Origin of the sequence: Paenibacillus sp. Dod16 (assembly GCF_049893405.1) — a bacterium.
GTDB lineage: Bacteria > Bacillota > Bacilli > Paenibacillales > Paenibacillaceae > Paenibacillus_AQ.
The window spans coordinates 242,522-260,834 of the sequence record NZ_JBNDYG010000007.1 but is presented as its reverse complement, the minus strand read 5'-3'; the positions used below and the strand labels follow the sequence as shown (position 1 = coordinate 260,834).

The 18,313-nt window shown below is 47.9% G+C and carries 15 protein-coding genes and 1 pseudogene; 13 read left to right on the top strand and 3 right to left on the bottom strand.

Going from position 1 to position 18,313, the window contains the following annotated elements; genetic code table 11:
- Position 1 precedes the first annotated feature (1 nt).
- The 6 genes from ACPV3A_RS08925 (at position 2) to ACPV3A_RS08900 (ending at position 7,295) form a co-directional block, all read left to right on the top strand.
- On the top strand, positions 2 to 811 hold the full coding sequence (locus ACPV3A_RS08925) for an AAA family ATPase (protein WP_426199023.1): 810 nt from the start codon (positions 2 to 4) through the stop codon (positions 809 to 811).
- 216 nt (positions 812 to 1,027) lie between these two features.
- Complete coding sequence (locus ACPV3A_RS08920) at positions 1,028 to 1,609, top strand: TetR/AcrR family transcriptional regulator (protein ID WP_426199021.1); 582 nt, start codon at positions 1,028 to 1,030, stop codon at positions 1,607 to 1,609.
- 38 nt (positions 1,610 to 1,647) lie between these two features.
- Positions 1,648 to 2,937, top strand: coding sequence for a cytosine permease (locus tag ACPV3A_RS08915; RefSeq protein ID WP_194541050.1), 1,290 nt, complete (start codon positions 1,648 to 1,650; stop codon positions 2,935 to 2,937).
- Positions 2,938 to 2,941: 4 nt separating this feature from the next.
- Positions 2,942 to 4,057, top strand: a complete 1,116-nt coding sequence (locus tag ACPV3A_RS08910; protein WP_426199019.1) for a DUF917 domain-containing protein — start codon at positions 2,942 to 2,944, stop codon at positions 4,055 to 4,057.
- Positions 4,054 to 5,631: an ROK family protein gene (locus ACPV3A_RS08905; RefSeq protein ID WP_426199017.1), complete on the top strand. Its 1,578-nt coding sequence runs from the start codon at positions 4,054 to 4,056 to the stop codon at positions 5,629 to 5,631. Before ACPV3A_RS08910 ends, ACPV3A_RS08905 begins: the two co-directional genes overlap by 4 nt.
- Positions 5,632 to 6,119: 488 nt before the next feature.
- Positions 6,120 to 7,295: a DUF4317 domain-containing protein gene (locus ACPV3A_RS08900; RefSeq protein WP_194541054.1), complete on the top strand. Its 1,176-nt coding sequence runs from the start codon at positions 6,120 to 6,122 to the stop codon at positions 7,293 to 7,295.
- Between the two features lie 291 nt (positions 7,296 to 7,586).
- Here the strand turns inward: ACPV3A_RS08900 and ACPV3A_RS08895 are convergent, their stop codons facing one another.
- The gene (locus ACPV3A_RS08895) at positions 7,587 to 8,348 is read right to left on the bottom strand and encodes an MBL fold metallo-hydrolase (protein ID WP_426199015.1); all 762 of its coding nucleotides are present in this window, start codon (positions 8,346 to 8,348) and stop codon (positions 7,587 to 7,589) included.
- Between the two features lie 187 nt (positions 8,349 to 8,535).
- On the opposite strand from ACPV3A_RS08895, the gene ACPV3A_RS08890 reads away from it, so the two are divergent.
- The 3 genes and pseudogenes from ACPV3A_RS08890 to ACPV3A_RS08880 all read left to right on the top strand — a co-directional run bounded on the left by ACPV3A_RS08890 (position 8,536) and on the right by ACPV3A_RS08880 (position 12,361).
- Positions 8,536 to 8,985, top strand: a complete 450-nt coding sequence (locus ACPV3A_RS08890) for an Lrp/AsnC family transcriptional regulator (protein WP_426199013.1) — start codon at positions 8,536 to 8,538, stop codon at positions 8,983 to 8,985.
- Between the two features lie 345 nt (positions 8,986 to 9,330).
- A pseudogene (locus ACPV3A_RS08885) lies at positions 9,331 to 10,034 on the top strand (ABC transporter ATP-binding protein).
- Positions 10,034 to 12,361 carry an ABC transporter permease gene (locus ACPV3A_RS08880; protein ID WP_426199085.1) on the top strand — a complete coding sequence of 776 codons (2,328 nt, stop codon included), beginning with the start codon at positions 10,034 to 10,036 and terminating at the stop codon, positions 12,359 to 12,361. Before ACPV3A_RS08885 ends, ACPV3A_RS08880 begins: the two are co-directional and overlap by 1 nt.
- A 262-nt stretch (positions 12,362 to 12,623) precedes the next feature.
- On the opposite strand, the gene ACPV3A_RS08875 is transcribed toward ACPV3A_RS08880, so the two are convergent.
- Positions 12,624 to 13,289, bottom strand: a complete 666-nt coding sequence (locus ACPV3A_RS08875; RefSeq protein ID WP_426199011.1) for a hypothetical protein — start codon at positions 13,287 to 13,289, stop codon at positions 12,624 to 12,626.
- Between the two features lie 322 nt (positions 13,290 to 13,611).
- On the opposite strand from ACPV3A_RS08875, the gene ACPV3A_RS08870 reads away from it, so the two are divergent.
- The 4 genes from ACPV3A_RS08870 (at position 13,612) to ACPV3A_RS08855 (ending at position 17,060) form a co-directional block, all read left to right on the top strand.
- Positions 13,612 to 13,980 (top strand): BlaI/MecI/CopY family transcriptional regulator, encoded by a 369-nt coding sequence (locus ACPV3A_RS08870; RefSeq protein WP_194541060.1) that lies wholly within the window; start codon positions 13,612 to 13,614, stop codon positions 13,978 to 13,980.
- Between the two features lies 1 nt (position 13,981).
- Positions 13,982 to 15,082, top strand: a complete 1,101-nt coding sequence (locus ACPV3A_RS08865; RefSeq protein WP_426199008.1) for a M56 family metallopeptidase — start codon at positions 13,982 to 13,984, stop codon at positions 15,080 to 15,082.
- Positions 15,083 to 15,378: 296 nt separating this feature from the next.
- Positions 15,379 to 15,858 (top strand): RNA polymerase sigma factor, encoded by a 480-nt coding sequence (locus tag ACPV3A_RS08860; RefSeq protein ID WP_426199006.1) that lies wholly within the window; start codon positions 15,379 to 15,381, stop codon positions 15,856 to 15,858.
- Between the two features lie 170 nt (positions 15,859 to 16,028).
- Positions 16,029 to 17,060, top strand: coding sequence for a Gfo/Idh/MocA family protein (locus tag ACPV3A_RS08855; RefSeq protein ID WP_426199004.1), 1,032 nt, complete (start codon positions 16,029 to 16,031; stop codon positions 17,058 to 17,060).
- Positions 17,061 to 17,610: 550 nt separating this feature from the next.
- On the opposite strand, the gene ACPV3A_RS08850 is transcribed toward ACPV3A_RS08855, so the two are convergent.
- Positions 17,611 to 18,147, bottom strand: a complete 537-nt coding sequence (locus tag ACPV3A_RS08850; RefSeq protein WP_426199002.1) for a hypothetical protein — start codon at positions 18,145 to 18,147, stop codon at positions 17,611 to 17,613.
- Positions 18,148 to 18,313 lie beyond the last annotated feature (166 nt).

Here is an 18,313-nt window from a genome sequence, read left to right as displayed (position 1 = left end):
GATGCTATATTTAAGTAACTTCAAACTCTCTCCATACATTTCCAGCAACCCGAATATATATCCCGATCATGTATTCAGACACATGGCAGGGGAAGTTCTGCTGTTTGATCGAATCACGGTATTATACGGCAGTAATGGCTCCGGCAAATCCACCTTGCTGAATCTGATCGCCAACAAATTGGGGATTGCGGGCGCTGAGCGAATGACAAGTTATGGTCACAACGTGTACGCGCAGCGGTTTATCGAGGAGAGCAGCTATCAACTCGGGCATGATGAACAGGAGCGTCCCATATATAAGCTTCCCGACGGGAGCCGGTACATCAAGTCAGAGGATCTATTGTATGAAATCAAGAAGATACAGCAGGAAAACGTGCTTCGCGAGGGGCTGCTGCATGAGCAGCTCGTTCAGGGAAAGAGCAAGGCCGAGGTAGAAGAGCTGGAGCAGTCGTATGAATTCAAGAAGAAGATGGATATCATTCAATTCGCTCAGGAGAAGTATTCGAACGGGGAAAGCTCGATGCAGTTTTTTGAGGAACATTTGCTTCCCGGGAAACTGTATTTATTGGATGAACCGGAAACGTCGCTTTCTCCGGCGAATCAAATCAAACTGGCCGAGCAAATGAACGATCTGGCGCGTTATTTTGACAGTCAATTCATTATTGCTACGCACTCCCCCTTTGTTCTGGGCACGCTTCATGCGAAGATCTACAATCTCGATGCCAAGATTTTGCAAACTGCAGAATGGTTTGAACTGGACAATGTCCAATTCTTTTACCGATTTTTTCATAAACATCAAAGATTGTTTGAATGAATGGTTCATGTTTTCAGAAGAGGTATCCTTCGAGTAAGGATATCTCTTTTTGTGGTATGAGGATTTTATCCACCTTAGTACATGGTCCCGCTTGAATGCTAAACGTATAAAGATTGGAAGATCATTTGGCAGAGTAATCAAATGGATTGATTTTTATGCAGAAAGTTGTATAATATACTTAATTAACGTTAATTAAATAATGAAAAGGGGATGAACATGACCAGAACGAAGCTGAAAGAAGCTGCGCTGAGGTTATTCGGACAGAAGGGCTACGACGGAACGGCATTATCGGAAATCGCGAAGGAGGTCGGCGTCAAGACACCGGCAATCTATGCCTTTTTCGAGAGCAAGGAAGATCTGTTCATGACGGTCTTCGAAGAATCGATGAGCGCTTACAACGAATATATCCAAGCGATGGCAGAAACCAGCAAAGGAATGAGTACGGAGAAAAAACTGCATGCACTGCTGCTTCGCCAATACGATTTCCACCGGGACAAGCGGGAGCTTGCCGCATTTGCCTTCCGGTACTTAATTTTCCCGCCGGATTTCCTAATGGATCGGATGCAGGAGGCGTTTGGGCGTTTCGATACGCTGCTCAGCAGCATTATCGGCGAGATCATGCAGGAAGGTCTGGATCGCGGCGAATTGGCCATCGTCCCGATGGAGACGCTGGTGGATTCGTACCTCACCTTGATGGACGGGCTGGGCATGCAATATTACTACTATAAATCGCCGGAGCTGTTCGAACGGAAACTGAAACATGCCTTTGAGATGTTCTGGAGATCCGTCGAAGCTTAGGCAATCAACAAGATGGTACAGAAAGCAGAGGGTGGAACATGAGCAATGATACGAAAATAGAAGATTACGAACGGGAGCCCGTACCCCAGCATTTGCGGAAATCGTGGCTCTCGATGGCATTTGTCTGGATTGCGATCGGCATTGACCTGTCCGCCATGTTTCTGGGTGCGCAGCTCGGCGCGGGCATGAGCATCGGCGACTCGTTTACGGCGGTCATCGTTGGTTCAGCCATATTGGGGATTATCGGGGCTGTCTGCGCATATGTGGGAGCCAAAACGGGTCTGTCGACGGCCATGATCAGCCGGTTTCTGTTTGGGAATCAAGGGGCGCTGATCGTCTCGGTCATTCTCGGCATTTCATCGCTGGGCTGGTTCGGCGTTCAGGTCGGCTTCTTCGCTTCCAACTTCCAGACGGCGTTAAGCGAGCTATGGGGTTGGCATTGGTCGCTCTGGGTACTGTCGATCATTGGCGGACTTCTCATGATGTCCACGGCGATCTGGGGCTACAGGGCGATTGAAAAATTAAGCGTCTGGTCGGTACCGCTGCTCGTTGTGTTTATTATTATCGCGCTGGTCATGGCGCTTAACGGGGAAGGCGGAAGCACCGTCTGGTCACCGTTCGAGGGTGAGGCCCTGCCGATGGGGACGGCGATATCGTTGGTCATCGGTATCTTTATCCTTGGAACGGCGCTGTCCCCTGACATCGCGCGCTGGGCCAAAACGCCAAAGCATGCGGTTACCGCCGCGTTTATCGGTTTCTTTGTCGGCAACAGCTTCATGACCATCATTGCGATCTTCCTGTCGCGTGCGATGGATTCCGACGATCTGACGGGCATTCTTCTGACGCTCGGACTGGGTATTCCGGCGATTATCGTGCTGACACTGGCACAATGGACGACCAATACGAACAATTTATATTCCGCGGGGCTGGGTTTCTCCGTCGTCTTCAAACGGGTGCCTAAATCCGTGATCACGATTATTGCAGGGTTGATTGCGACGGCACTTGCTTGCTTTGGCATTTATGACCGTTTCATGACGTTCCTGACGTACATTACGATGCTTGTTGCACCGCTGGGCGGCATATATACGGCTGAGTATTTGTTGGTGAACAAAAATAAATTCTCGTTTGACGGGCTGGACAGCAATCGGAGCTGGATTCCCCGCTCCATCGTCGTATGGGTCATCGCCACGTTCTTCGGGTTCATGACAACGATGGCCCCGGATGGGCTCGGATGGTTCCATGTGACGCAGGTTCCGGCGCTGGACAGCTTCTTGATGGCATTTATCGTACAAGCAATCATAGGCAAATGGGTCGTAAAGAAGGGATGAAAGCATGAACAAGGCAACCAGATTAACCACATTGGATGAACAAGCCATTGAATATATCGCGACAGGAGCTGCGGTGCTTGGCACGGGCGGCGGTGGAGATCCTCATGTCGGAAAATTGATGGCCATGGAGGCGATCCGCAAGTATGGCCCGGTTCGAATCGCCCAGCTCGAAGAGCTGGACGATGAAGGGCTTATCGTGCCGGTATCGATGATCGGAGCACCGACGGTGATGCTGGAGAAAATCCCTTCGGCTGAACAGCTGACCAAACCGCTTGATCTGATGGAGAGAGAGCTCGGGCGCAAGGTGGATGCTGTCATGCCGATCGAGGTCGGCGGCGGCAACTCGCTCGTTCCGGTCATTGCGGCGGCGCAGCGCGGAATTCCGCTCGTCGATGCCGATGCGATGGGGCGTGCGTTTCCCGAATCGCAGATGGTGACGTTCCATCTGGAAGGCATCCCGTGCAGCCCGGTGGCGATGGCGGACGAGCGCGGCAACAGCGCGCTGATGCATACGATTGACGGCGTGTGGGAAGAACGGATGGCGCGTGCGCTGACGGTGGAGATGGGGGGATCTGCCTCCATCTGCGATTATCCGGTATCCGGCGCGCAGGCGAAGCAGAGCGCGATCGGCGGCACGCTGACGCTAGCCTATGAGATCGGGCGGACGCTGTTCGAAGCGAAGCAGCAGAAGCTGAATCCTGTGCGCGAATTGCTCGCGAAGCTGAATGGCCATGCCCTGTTCCATGGCAAGGCCGTGGATATCCGTCGCCGCATGGACGGCGGTTTTACGCGCGGCGAAGCGGTATTCGAAGGTACCGGCGAGAACAAGGGAAAAACGATGCGGCTGTTTTTCCAGAATGAGTTCCTGCTCGCTACCGTTGACGATCAACCGCTCGCCATTACGCCTGACCTGATTACGCTGTTGGATCAGGATACGGGGATGCCGGTGACGACGGAGAACTTGAAGTATGGTGCCCGGGTAACGGCAGCAGGTTTACCGTGCGATGACAAATGGCGCACGCCGAAAGGCATCGAGACAGCCGGGCCGAGATACTTCGGTTATGACTTTGATTATGTGCCGATCGAGACGTTGGCTTCGAAAGGAGGTGCGGCGAAATGACCCAGGTAACTACGACTGACACAAACCAGGTCTACCGTATTGGGATTGACGTGGGTGGAACGAATACGGACGCTGCCCTGCTGGATTCCGACTTGCGCTGCGTGCACAAGGTGAAGGTCCACACGACGGCCGACGTGAACGAAGGCATTGTGGAGGCCGTTCGTCGGCTGCTGCAGGAGAGCGGCGTGAATGGAGCAGACATTCGCTATGCGATGCTCGGCACCACGCATTGCACCAATGCCATCGTGGAGCGCAAGCATCTTGGCCGGGTCGGCCTGATTCGCATCGGCGCTCCGGCAACAACAGCCGTTCCGCCGCTTGCTGGCTGGGACGAATCGCTGCGCGCGGCAGTTGGGCCGCATAGCTATATCGCCTCTGGCGGCTATGAGTATGATGGCCGCAAGATTGCCAATCTGGACGAAGAGGAGATTGCCGAACTGTGCCGCCGGATGAGCGGAGAAGTTGATGCCGTGGCGATATGCGGCGTATTTGCCCCAGTGAATCGTGAGCAGGAGAAGCGCGTTGGAGACATCGTGCGCGAGGTGTTGGGTTCGGACATGCCGGTTACCTACTCCAGCGAGATTGGCAGCATCGGATTGCTGGAGCGGGAGAATGCCTCCGTGCTGAATGCGGCGCTGCTGCAAGTCATTGCAGGCGTGGTGCGCGGCTTTGAGGAAGCGCTGAACGGGTTCGGCATCCATGCCCAGCTGTACATTTGCCAGAATGACGGCACGTTGATGAAGAGCGAATATGCACTTCGTTACCCGATTCTGACGATTGCGTGCGGACCGACGAATTCAATTCGGGGCGCGGCGCATTTATCCGGGCTTAGCGACGCGCTGGTCGTCGATATCGGCGGCACGACGACGGATATCGGCGTGCTCGTGCAAGGCTTCCCGCGCCAGTCGTCGGCAGCGGTGGATATCGGCGGCATTCGCACGAATTTCCGGATGCCGGACATTTTGTCCATTGGCCTTGGCGGCGGTACAATCGTCCGGCTGGACGACGCAGGCGGCGTGAAGGTTGGCCCGGACAGCGTGGGCTACAAGCTGACGACACGGGCCCGCATCTTTGGCGGAGATACGCTGACGACGACGGACGTAGCCGTGAAGCTGGGCCGTGCAGAATGGCCGGGCACCAACGCGAATGCCGTGGACGAAGCGGTATGCGGCAAGGTGGATGCCGTCATGCAGCAGATTCTGGAGGATGCCATAGACCGGATGAAAACGAGTGCCGACCCGGTCGATGTCATTCTGGTCGGCGGCGGCAGTCTGTTGGTACCGGATACGCTGGCAGGGGCAAGCCGAATCATCCGGCCGGACAACTATGATGCGGCGAACGCGATCGGCGCAGCGCTGGGAGAGGTTAGCGGCGAGTCGGAGCGGATCTATTCGCTGGACGACTGGAGCTATGACGACGTCATCCGCGATGCGAAGGAAAGCGCCATGAACGAGGCAACGGCAGCTGGCGCGAATCCGGAGACCGTACAGATTGTGTCCGTCGAGGACATTCCGATTGCCTATTTGCCGGGCAATGCGCTGCTTGTGAAAGTGAAAGCTGCGGGTAAGCTGTAACGGGCTAGGCATGCGCCTCGCTCGGCAGCATTGGCGGCCGCATGAGAAGTGTCTGGCAGCCATCGGGGGTCCATTTAATGGTGCTCGGCGGCGAATGGCATTAAACAGAGTAACATGAAATGGTGGTACGGAACGAATCCCGTATCGCCATTTTTTTATTTCCGAGAGCATGACTCCCCTGATGAACTTGGTGCAAGATAGGCAGGGAACCACCCTTAGAGCGATAATCAACCGGCTTATCTTCCTTCTTTGATATTTTCCATAATTCTGCGTGTCCGGAAAAAGGAAAATACACACAATGAAGTCAGATCTTATTCAAGGAAATCTCCTCGACTCGGGTATTCAAATATGCCACAATAGAGGATCAGGGCCGCAGGAGAATTGACCCAAGGCGCAGCAATGCAATCCGCAAGATCGCTTACCAATTTACGATCCAATAATTTATACTAGATAAGCCAGATTATATTGAAGGAGCTGCCGAATCGGATATGAACAAAAAAGAAGTCGCCAATATACGCAAGCAATTTAAGCTGGATCACGATTTAATGAATATTTACGATATTCTCAATGTCTATATTACAAAGGAAACGAATGAAATCTACCACTGGGAGCGCCTGCCGTTCGAGCTGGTGGATCGGGAGAAGCAAGAGTTATACATGGGTAATTTCAAAAAACTGCTGACCGGCGAACTGGATCAAAAATTGTTCGAATTGAGGTTTCAGGAAGCAGCGGAGGAACCGGCGCAGGTCATGCTTCACCAAGCGCTCGTGTCGGGTGATCCGGAAGAATGGCAGGACTTGATGCTGATGCTGGTGGATCGAATGCTGAAGGATGCCCAATATGAGCGGGATATGGTAGTCACGTTCGTTCGGGGACAGTATTATTTGCCGACGAAGGCGAGAAACGATGAAGCGGAAGAGAGCGAGAAGAACGAGGTGTTCGCCCATCCATTCATTTTATGCAGCGTGAATTCTACGGAGAAACAACGGAAGACGCTCTTGTTCGATTATGTGGAGCGGGAGTTCAAGTACAATGTCATCGTAGATCCGATTATCAAGTTAAGCACGCCGGAGCAAGGATTCCTGTACCCTAGCGTGACGGACAATTATTCCGATGTGAATCGTATTTTGTATTGTACGGGAAAATCGAATTTTCCGGATCCGCATTTTGTCGAACAGGTCTTGAACGGGGAAAGATCCGTGACGGCACTAGAAGAGCGAGCGATTTTCGAAGATATCGTCAAGGAAGTGGCCGGCGAACAGCTCGATTCAGCCACCATTGCCCAGGTGTACGAGGAAATCAACCGGGTGATCGAAATGAACGAAGAGACGAAGGAGGAAGAACCTCCGAAGCTGGATTATAAAGATCTCGAGCGTGTACTGACCGCAAGCGGCGTAGAGGACGTGACGACCGAGAAGGTGGAGCGGGCATTCGAAACCATCGTGGACAACAAGAACTATGAGATGAAAGCAACCAGCGTCATGCCGAAGTATACTTCCAAATCCATTAAGATCGAAACCAAGGTAGCTACGATTTCCATTAGCCCGCAGGATTTAAGGTATGTCAAACAGGTGAATTTCCAAGGTAAACGTTGCATCATGATTGAAGTCGACGAAGATGTTGCGATTGAAGGGTTTACGCTGGCTTCAGAGACGCTTTTATAGACTCGTTCATCGTACAAGCTTCGGCGCGGTACGGAAACCGGAGAATATATAGATATACCATGAGTAAAAGAGGCTTGTGTTGCACTTTCGGATGGGAAGCATAAGAGTCATGTAGGCGTTGTAAACCTATATGGCTCTTTTTGTGTTAAGTATGCTGTGGGAGAAGCGGCGATAAAGACCATAATTCCTGAACCCGCTTTTGTGGTTATTCAAAAGCATGTTTTGGCAAGAAAAAAGACCCTAGAAGCTCTTAGGGTCTTGTAGGAACTTTGGCTTTAATCCATCGATACACTAAAACGTGTAGGATTCCCCGTCTTTTGGAATCAAAACATTAGAGGAGATTCCTTTTTCGTCAGTAAAGATATTTAATTCTTCCCTTGATAATGTCCAATGATTAACTGCTTCCATATGGACAGATATAATTTTCGCCTCAGGGGCGGCTTTATAAACCTGGTAGATATCCTCTTTCCCCATTACTAGAGATCCGCCTTGAAGGAATTGATTATCTCCTCCATTTACAACAATGATTTCCGGTTTGTGTGTTTCGATGGCTTCCCCAACAGCTTCATACCAAACCGTATCTCCAGCAATATACAATGTTTTCTCGCTTGGGTGCTTCAAGACAACACCGCACACGTGTCCGGCAAGTTGTAATATTTCTCCTCTGCCGTGTTCGCCTTTAGTTTTAACTAATCGAATATCTCCAAAGGCTGAATTTTCTTGCAGCACTTCTACATTTTGAAAACCGGCGTTTCTGACTTCTGCCGCGTCTTCTTCGTTTTGTACAAACATTTTAATATCTTTTGGCAGCGCCTCTTTAGCCGTATCGTCCCAATGGTCTAAATGTAGATGAGTGACTATCACAGCATCTAAGTTGCTGATAATATGGTCAACCGAGGTTGGCAAGCCAACCAAAGGATTGTTTTGATCTTGGCGTAACGAATTAGGGAAAGGCGGATACGCATCTTTTTCTCCCAAAAAAGGGTCGATTAAAAACTTCTTCCCTGCATATTGGACAACAAGTGTCGCATTTCGAATGAGTTGTATTTTCATGGCAATAGACTCCTTTTTGATTTGGGATATAGTTTACTCAGCGGCAAAGTAACCAATACAGGTTCCCTTTGTCAACTTTGGGATAAGGGTTGCTGTATAGTAAAATGATAAAGGACATCTTGAATTTAATCGATGCTTCGATGAGACGCTTTTACATTAAATCATTTCACGGTGAAAGGATTATGGTATGCAACTTGATCAAACGGATTATCAGATCCTTCGGTTACTAACCGAAAATTCAAGGATTCAATGGAAAGACTTAGGGAAACAAATTCATATGACTGGACAAGCAGTAGGCAATCGTATCAAAAAACTTGAGGAGAGCGGTGTAATTACAGCCTATTCCCTAATCATCGATGAAATGAAATTAGGGCTTGCTTATACAGCATTTGTTATCATTCATATGAAAACAGCCAATCACGATTCGTTTATTCGTTTTATTATGGATCAACATGAGATAGTGGAAGCACATCGAATCTCGGGAGAAGGCTGTTACCATTTAACGATAAAAGTTACATCCCAAGATCAGCTGAATCTTTTTCTTAATAAACTTCTCGATTATGGGAATTACAGCTTGAATCTGTCCATACAAAAAATCAAACAACGCAGTACGTTGACCGCTGCACCAAATGAATAGCAAAAGCTTCATTCGAGGATGCCGTCATCGAAAGCTTTACGCTTACTACAGAGAATAAAAGGATTGTGTTGCAATTTCAGATAGGAAGTATAAGAGTCATGTAGGTGTTGTTCACCTATATGACTCTTTTTGTGTTCATAATGCGAAGCGGGAGAAGCGGCGACAAAGACCCTTCTGAAGACCGATACGTAAATACATCGGCTGCAGGAAGAAATATCCATGAGGCTAGATATGATGGATATAGAATGTAACTTGCGGTTAGTGAGAAACGGTAGTTTCTTCACAAGTGACCGGGGATGGCAGGAAACCCATTTCCGGAAATTCCAATACGGGGAGATGTACGAAGTGACAACGTTAATCGAATTCAAAAACGTAACCAAGGCCTATCCAATCGGCGAAGTGACGATTCAAGCCCTTGCGGGTGTTGACTTCTCCATTTTAGAGGGGGAATTCGTCGTGATTCTAGGGGCAAGCGGGGCGGGGAAAAGCACGATTTTGAACATTCTCGGCGGGATGGATACCGCTACCTCGGGACAAGTGTTGGTTGGGGATCAAGAGATTACGGGATGGAGCGAGAAGAGATTAACCGAATACCGCGGCGAGCAGGTTGGCTTCGTCTTTCAATTCTATAACCTGATTCCGAATTTGAATGCGCTGGAGAACGTGGAATTTGCGACAGAGGTATGTAAGGACCATCTGGATGCACGAGATATTTTACATAAGGTTGGACTAACGGATCGGATGAAGAACTTCCCTTCCCAGCTCTCTGGCGGCGAACAGCAAAGAGTTGCGATCGCAAGAGCGGTTGCCAAGAATCCCGCGCTTCTCCTCTGCGACGAACCCACCGGTGCTCTGGATTATGTAACAGGGAAATCGGTCTTAAAGCTGCTTCAAGATTTGAACAGGGAAACGAAGACATGCGTCGTTCTGGTCACCCATAATTCGGCATCGCGCCGATGGCGGATAAAGTGATCCGCGTCAAGAGCGGGAAGATCGAGAGCATCACGATTAACGATCACAAACAAAGCGTTGAAGGGATCGAGTGGTGATGAAGATTTTAGCGTTGAAATTATTAAGGGACATGAGACAGTCGGTAGGACAATTCATAGCCATTGTATTGGTTATTGCGGTGGGAGCCTTTTTCTACACGGGGCTGGTTACCTTAAGTGACAATCTTAGCGGCTATACGAAGGGGTATTTTCAAGAACATAATCTAAGCGACTTGAACGTTTATTACAGTCAAATTTCCGCAGAGGATGTGGCCGGTTTACGAGGCGTTGAAGGCATTCAACATATCGAAGGGCGTTATATCGTCCAGGCCGAGCAGGCTTTTGAGGATGATAAAGCTGTTTTAACGGTGCACTCGATCCCCGTACCGAATGAAATCAACACATCCAGGATGATGGAGGGCAGGATGCCAGCTGGGCGGAATGAGATCCTGTTGGACTCCCACTATGCCGAGGCGCATCATTACCGTGTCGGTGATTCCATCAGCATTCGTGTGAATGACAAGGATATGACGTTCACGATCAGCGACTTGAATGAGAATGTGGAGCATGCCAAGAAGAACGAAACCCAGGACCATCAAGCTTATGGAATCGCTTATATCTCCGAAGGGACCATTCCTGAAATTGCAGGCAGCTTGTTCTACAATGAGATCCTGATTGATGCCAAGGATGGTTACGATATTGACCAGTTAGGCCAAGCCATTGAGGCACATTCCCAGTCACTCCCTTATATAAGCCAGGTCAGCAAAGAACGAACCTTCAACTATTCCCAAACCCAGCAAACGATTCATAACAATAAGCTGATGAGCAGGGTGATCCCGATCGTTCTCTTTTTGATTGAAGCGGTGATCCTGTTTCTGATCATGTCGAGGATTATCGATTCCCAGCGAAATCAAGTGGGCATTATGAAGGCCTTAGGGGTGAAAAAAAGAAGCATCATGCTGCATTACATGGGCTACCCCGTGCTGGCAGGCGTCATCGGCTCCATCTTGGGCTATGCCATCGCCGCCGCCCTGTTCATTCCACTCATTACAACGTCAATTGGAAGAAGCTACTCCCTGCCTGACCTGACGTTCACCCTCTCGTTCTTTACACTCCTACCTCCGATGATCTGCTCCAGTGCTTTTGGCATGCTGTCCTGTTATTTCAGCGGCAAAGCGATATTACAAGAACGTGCAGCCCAGGCGATGCGTCCGAAACCGCCGAAGAAGATGAAGAAGCTGCTCATCGAGAAAGTTCCGGGCATGTGGAGTCGGCTTCCCTACAGCTACAAGATCATTCTACGAAATATATTCTTAAATAAACAAAAAGCATTCGCGAGCTCCGTTGGCGTTGTGGTCAGTACGGTTTTGCTGATCACGGCTTTTGGCACGCAGACGGCCCTGCTCAAGGTAGCCGGCCAGATTGAAGAGGTGAATACGTATGATTTACGAGTCGATTATGCGATGGGATCGTTCTCCGATATGGCAGCACTGCCGTCCGGCATAGCAGACCATTATGGGTTGTCTACCTACCCTGTGGAACTCATCCGAGGGGAAAACAAAGAAAATGCTGAGCTCGTGGTTACGGAGCAGGATAATGAGCTGATTCGCTTTTATGATGAACAAGGCAACCGGCTATCGTTAGAAGATCATGGTGTGCTGGTACCGAAATCTTACGCGGATCAGTATCAAATTGCTGAAGGGGATACAATCCAGCTTAAATTTACAGCACCGGTGCTTAACCAAACCATCGTCGATATGAAGGTTCTGGATATCTCCACACAATACTCGAATCCGTCGTTCTACAGCACACCGAATTATATGAAGAGTGTGGGTATCGACTACGATCCGACCTCGCTGTTAGTGAGCGTCCATAGCGCTGCCGATCTGGCAGGCGTTCGCAGCTTCTTCGAACAAGACCCGCAGGTGGAGGCCATAGCGGACAAGGATGATCTCAAGAAATCTGCGCAGTATATGCTGAAGCAAAACAGCTTTATTTTCATCATGTTTATCATCTGTGCCGTCATTCTGTCTTTCGGTGCCATCTACACGATTTCTTCCATCAATATTTATGAAAGGAATCGTGAGCTTGCCACCCTGAAGGTATTAGGCTATCCCAAACGTAAAATCAACCGGTTGATCTTCTCTGAGAACATGCTGTTAACCGCTTTTGCGGTCATTGTCGCCCTGCCGATCAGCGGTTATGTCTATTCCATCATCATCCAGGCGCTTTCGAGTACGCATCAGCAAATTCCGGATCAATTAAACCTTGTGATTATGCTGGCATCGGTTGTGCTGGCGTTCATTCTGACCCTCCTCTCCAACCTCATGCTTCGGAAGAAAGTGAACCGGATTCATATGATTGAGTCGTTGAAGGGGGTGGAGTGAATGGAATGCCTGCAAGAAGTACTGAGTACCCCAGACCCAAAAAATATCGGTAGTAAGGTATAAAATTAAGGGATTGGTAGAGCGTCAGCATTTATTGATGACCAGAGAAAGCGCCATGCCTGTTTTCATGAGGCGTGGCGCTTTAATAATCTTTTAGCAGCGATAAGTTTAAGAATGACATCCCCAATAATCATCGCTTTAGTAGAAATAACTACTTTGGGTGAAGCATCATCTCTACCAGCAATGAGATCTTACTGGGGGATTAACCATCAACTACACTCATTTGCGCATATCCGGTTGTGCTGTAGGTACTCGCACGAGCTCCATAAGCAGTGTTACGTTTAGGGTTCGTAAGATATATTTTTCCGCCTTGCTTAACGTTATTTACATAACCGAGGTCTGCACCAGTGTMAATATTCGTGAAACCGCCATTATAGCTTGTCCCTGGCAAAGAGTCAGCTGTCATTGTAACTCTGCTGGCGCTGGTGAAAAAGGTGTAAAACGGCAGTGTCGCTGAAGAATCGGATGGTTCAAATAGGTAGACGAACCCTACATAATTCGCGGCTAGGATCTGAAAATCATAAGCTGTCAGCTTAGCTAACTGTTGTTTGCGCACGTCCTCTTTCAATCTAGGAACGTCCCAGTCCGGAAACAGGTCCGAAAATTCAGGAAGTTCTTCAATGGTTCCATCTGGCAGCTCATACGCAACCTGGCCATCAACGGTCCAAGAAGTGCTGTAAATGATAGAATTCCTTGCGTCCAAGATTTCATCCTTCCATTCCTCGGGCGCTACGTCAATATCTTGATACGCAAGTTCCTGTTGTGACAGGGAGTTGTAGTCCTGTTGATCATTCGCAAAAGCAAGGCTCGGTGTGAGAAGAAGGAAAAGAGTCAGTACCGATAAAAATAAGAGAGCGTTCTTTTTCATAGCCGATAGCCTCCATTCTAAAATTGGGGATTTGGATTTCAAAATGCTGTATTATCAAGTGAAGTATTATGCTGTTCCACGTGAAGATCTACGTTTATGTTAATTGTCCAACGGAATCACCTCCAATTCATGAAGTGTTACATTGTGGCTTTCATTACATATATGTTCTAATGCATCGATCTGGGGACAAGTTTTTCAATTATTCAATAGCATGTTTATATCAATCCAGATTTTATCTTGATTGTTTAGGTTTGACATGTATATAAGACAAATGTAGAATATTAGGTAGACAATTGTCTTAAAGGAGTTGATCCATAGAACGATGAAAAAGCTGCCTGATGCGGAGTTTGATATTATGAAAGTGGTTTGGGCCAATGATCCCCCTGTAACGACCCATATTATTATGCAACAGCTTGGAAACGAAAGGGGATGGAAAGCGCAGACGGTCATTTCCCTAATGTTACGGCTGATGGAACGAGGTTTCATTCGAACTGAGAAAAAGGGAAGAGAGCGTATTTATTTTCCGCTCATTAGCAAGGAGGACTACCTGAAATTTGAAACAGGTGACTTTATGGAGCGTTTTCATGCGAACTCCTTCTTCAGCCTGGTTGCTACGCTGTATGCCGGTAATAAGGTAAAGGACAGCGACCTAGACCAACTGGAAAAGTGGCTGAAAGAAAAGAGGGAGTGATATGCAGGGATTTTTAGTAACCCTGATTCAATGCTCTGTTTCGATGTCGTTGATAACGCTTGTGTATACGGCAGTACGGCCCATTTTATCAAAACGATATGCCGCAAAGTGGATGTATAGGGTTTGGCTGCTGATTGCGGCAGGCTGGATAATTCCCTTTCGTCCACAGATCGACCCGTTAATTTTCCATGTGCCCATACCGGATATTCCTGTAGCCTTTGCCCAATCAATGTCGTTCATGGCTGTAAGGGATATGGAGAACAATTGGGCAACAATCCCTTTGTGGTGGTTGCTTGCAGCAATTTGGGGATGTGGCGTTGTAAGCATTGTATTGTATCATGCTCTGCGGCATGGTCGTTTCATAAAGACGATACGCCGATGGAGTGAGCCTGTTCTCGATGTGAAGGTTTTGGGAATTTTGGACCGTGTGAGATCGGAACTGGGGATAAACAAACCTGTAGGGTTAAGCGTGTGTGAGAGTATTACAAATCCAATGCTCGTTGGCTTTTTCAGGCCTGTCATTTTACTTCCGCCTATGAAACTGTCAGATGATGCATTGTCACTGATTCTAAAGCATGAGTTGATTCATTACAAACGGCACGACCTCTGGTATAAGGCCATGATTCTGATGGCAACCGCGTTTCATTGGTTTAATCCGGTTGTCTATATTATGGCAAAAGCGGCTGCGAAACAATGTGAAATTTCCTGTGATGCATTGGTTTTACAGAATGCAGATCATCAACGGCGAATGCAATACGGGGAAACCATTATTGCTGTCGTCAGGAATGGAGCGAAGCTCCAAACAGGAGTATCAAGTAATTTTTATGGAGGGAAAAAAGACTTGAACAATCGGATATCTTTAATTATGGACCCGAAAGGGAAGAAGGCGGGCATTTTACTCTTTTGTTTGGCGCTGGTGGGGATTCTATGGACCGGCTCCGCGCTGACCGATGAAGCTAATGCAGATGACCCGCAAACATCTATTGCTACTGAGACTGTTACTTGGTCTTATGATAGCGATAGTCATATTGATAACGAAGTAACCCGCCTCAAGGAGTCGCTGCGCCGCTACGCAAATAATTTAGACTCAAGTCATAAATAAAGAGAAGGCAACTTTTTTGAACTGACTACCGTAAAGTAAACCGTCATTTAAAACCATCTTCAGCAACCTGAGTCCAGTTTCGTTCGGACTTAGGTTGCTTTCATTTTTTCCTTTCGCCACCGCTTAATTCCCCATCCTGCCATTCTTGGTCATCAGCCTTTTTTCAAATTTTGAAGAAATTGTTAAATGACCCCTTTTTATCCGCTTATCAAGTAAACTATAAATACCAAATATTATGAAATTTTAAAATATATCCCTTAATTGGAGAATTGGTATGCGGGGAAGGTGGTGAGAGGATGGTTCTAAATGATGACCAACGACGTGTTATTAAAACATTATATTTAGAAATGTATTTTTTATTGTTTTCATATGCACAAAACATGTTGAGCGACCGTTCACTAGCTGAAGAAGCCGTTCAGGACACATTTAGAATTGCGTGTACTAAAGCCGACAATCTTTTATATAGCCCCAATCCGAAAGGTTGGCTATTAAATACGCTAAAGTATGTTATTAAAAACAAAGGTCGCAGTCGGGCGTACCTCATTAATTCCTTAGAGTTAGATGAAAACATGATCCCTGGGGATCCTGATGTACTAGATATTGATTTTATGTACTCTGACTTAACCAATAGTGAGGACTATAAATTACTTAAAAAGATTGCTCTGGATAAGTACTCGATGTTGGAGGCGGCTAAAGAAATGGGGATTTCTGTGGAGGCTTGTAAAAAACGAGTTCAACGAGCGAAGAAGAAATTGAAAAAGGTTCTAAAAGAATGATTTAAACAACTACCAGCATACAAAAAAAGTGTTGTGTGCTTTGAGCTAAAGAAATAACGGAACAGTAACGTTCTATATATCTGAGTGTACGGCCAGCAGCACCTTGATCTATAATAGGTGACGTGGCATTCAATGGCAAAATGCAATCGCGAATGGAATAGGAGAACAGGATGATGAAACAAAAAATAGCCGTCATCGGCTTAGGGCATATGGGCCGGCATATGATTCACCGCTTATTGCCCCAATATACGGAGCAGATCGAATTGGTCGCCATTTGCGACAGTGATGAATCCAGTCTGCACCGGGAAGTCGCAGATGCCGGGATTCGTCCAAGGCTGTACACTGACTATCGCCTGCTGCTGGACGAGGTGTCGCTTGACCTGGTATATATTGCGGTTCCGCCGTCCCTGCACTATGATGTGGCCCGAATCGCATTTGAGAAAGGCGTCCACGTCTTCTGCGAGAAGCCGCTGGCCAACAGCTTGACCGAAGCCCGGAGTCTGGTGGAGCTGGCCGAGAAGGCCGATGTGCTCCATGCGGTTCATTTCTCGCTTCCGCTCGACCCGGCTGTTCTAAAGCTGCGGGGGTTGCTAGAGGAGCAAGCGATCGGCGGGATCAAAAGCATGGAGTTGTACCTGGAGTTTCCGCAGTGGCCGAGGGCTTGGCAGCAGAATCCATGGATCACGTCAAGGCAGCAGGGCGGATACCTGTTGGAGGTTGGCATTCACTGGATCCAGATGATCCAGCAGGTATTCGGGCCGATTACGCATGTGACGAGCGAGATCGAGTTTCCGCCGGATTCGAATCAGTCCGAAAGCCGAGTCCAGGCCGTGCTCCGATTACATAATGATATCGAGATTCGTCTGTCGGGAACCGACCAACGGGAAGGGGAGGAGCGTGTCTCTCTGGTGGTCCACGGTGAGGAAGGCACCTTGGCATTGGAGAACTGGTGCAATCTGTACCGAAGCGGCAAGGATGCCGATCCACAGCCCGTACCTGTGGATGATGTCGTCAGCCCGCTGCCGATCCTGAAACAAATCATTCAGATTTTGGACGGAGAGTCCGGTTTGATCTATGATTTCCATGACGGGTATAACGCGCAGGTTGTTTTGGAAGCCCTGCGAAAGCCGGGTGAGGGCTTTGTGGATGTAAGGCCTCAGTTGATGGGGGATAAAACGGAAGGGTTTATTGTAACGACCTGATGGGTGAATGTTCTGTACGGTGCATGTGGAAATTATGGCGAGTTGGTAAGAAAGTAATACAGGTTGAAATCACTACGCGTTGAGGTGATCCATGGTGTTCGTGCAACTTAGCAGTTTCATCACGCTCGGCCTGTAGAGGATGACATAACCCTCTTGGCTCCTTTGCAGGCTGGGCCTTTTCCCAAGGGGCGTGATGGAATGAAAAGCAAAGGGAACAATCGTACTCGTTCGTATTACCGTCATCATCGACGGAGAGTGGTCCAGCGTAAGAGCAGGCTTGCTAAACAGCTTGGTTGGCATGCCAAGTTTACAGGTGAGTTTTCTAAAGGGAAGATTCATTGCTCTTGCAAATATTGCAAGGCGAAATCGAGAGAAATCGGATGGCCTAAATCTAATCTTGTAAAACTTGCACGTATGAATGAGTTTAGTAGTTTGGAGTAGAGTGTTAGGTTGAATGTGGTAAAGGCCGTAGATGGTAAAGTCTACGGCCTTTTATTTTGCCCAACCATGTTCAATAAAAAAACGGTAGGGATATACCCTGCAGCTTGATCTACTTAAGATCCTCTAGAATGTATGTGAAATAATCGTCTACAAGCTTCACGATACTGCGTATTTCCTTATCAAACGTTGAGCTGGTGATTGTTCCTTTATTGTAAGAGTCGACATTCAGCTTGACTCCGGAAGTTTTGGCTAAAGAAATTTCTTTAACTTCTCCATTGAGTTCTTTTTTCGTTTCCGCTGTTTCCTTATTGCAGACTTTCTTTGCTTCATTAAGACTTTTCTTGGCCTTATCAAGTGTTGCCTTCATCTGACTCAGTTCCGTTTTGCTGGCTTTGGACTTCTTGAGGTTGTTGTACTTGGTTGTCAGCTGCTTGGATTGATTCGTGAGGGTGGTTACATCGGAGCACACAGGAGCTTTATATGTTCGTATAGCAGACTTAACCTCCTTTAACCTCTGGTTGTAATCCTCAAAGTATATCTTATTAACTTCGGAGATCGACATTTTTTCGGAAGGTGGGGCGGCATAGGCCTGTGACGGGAGAATTAAGATAGCGAACATCAACAAAAGTGCTAAAGTCTTTTTCATTTATGTATGAACACCTCTCTATAAGTAGTAACATTATCATACCTTAATTTGGGTCCTAATCAATAGATAGAGAAAAGGATATTCACAAGCTCCCACAGAATAACATGAAGCTGCAATCATTTTGGAGATTTGAAGGGGAGAGGCCCGGCTGGTAATAGAGGGAGAT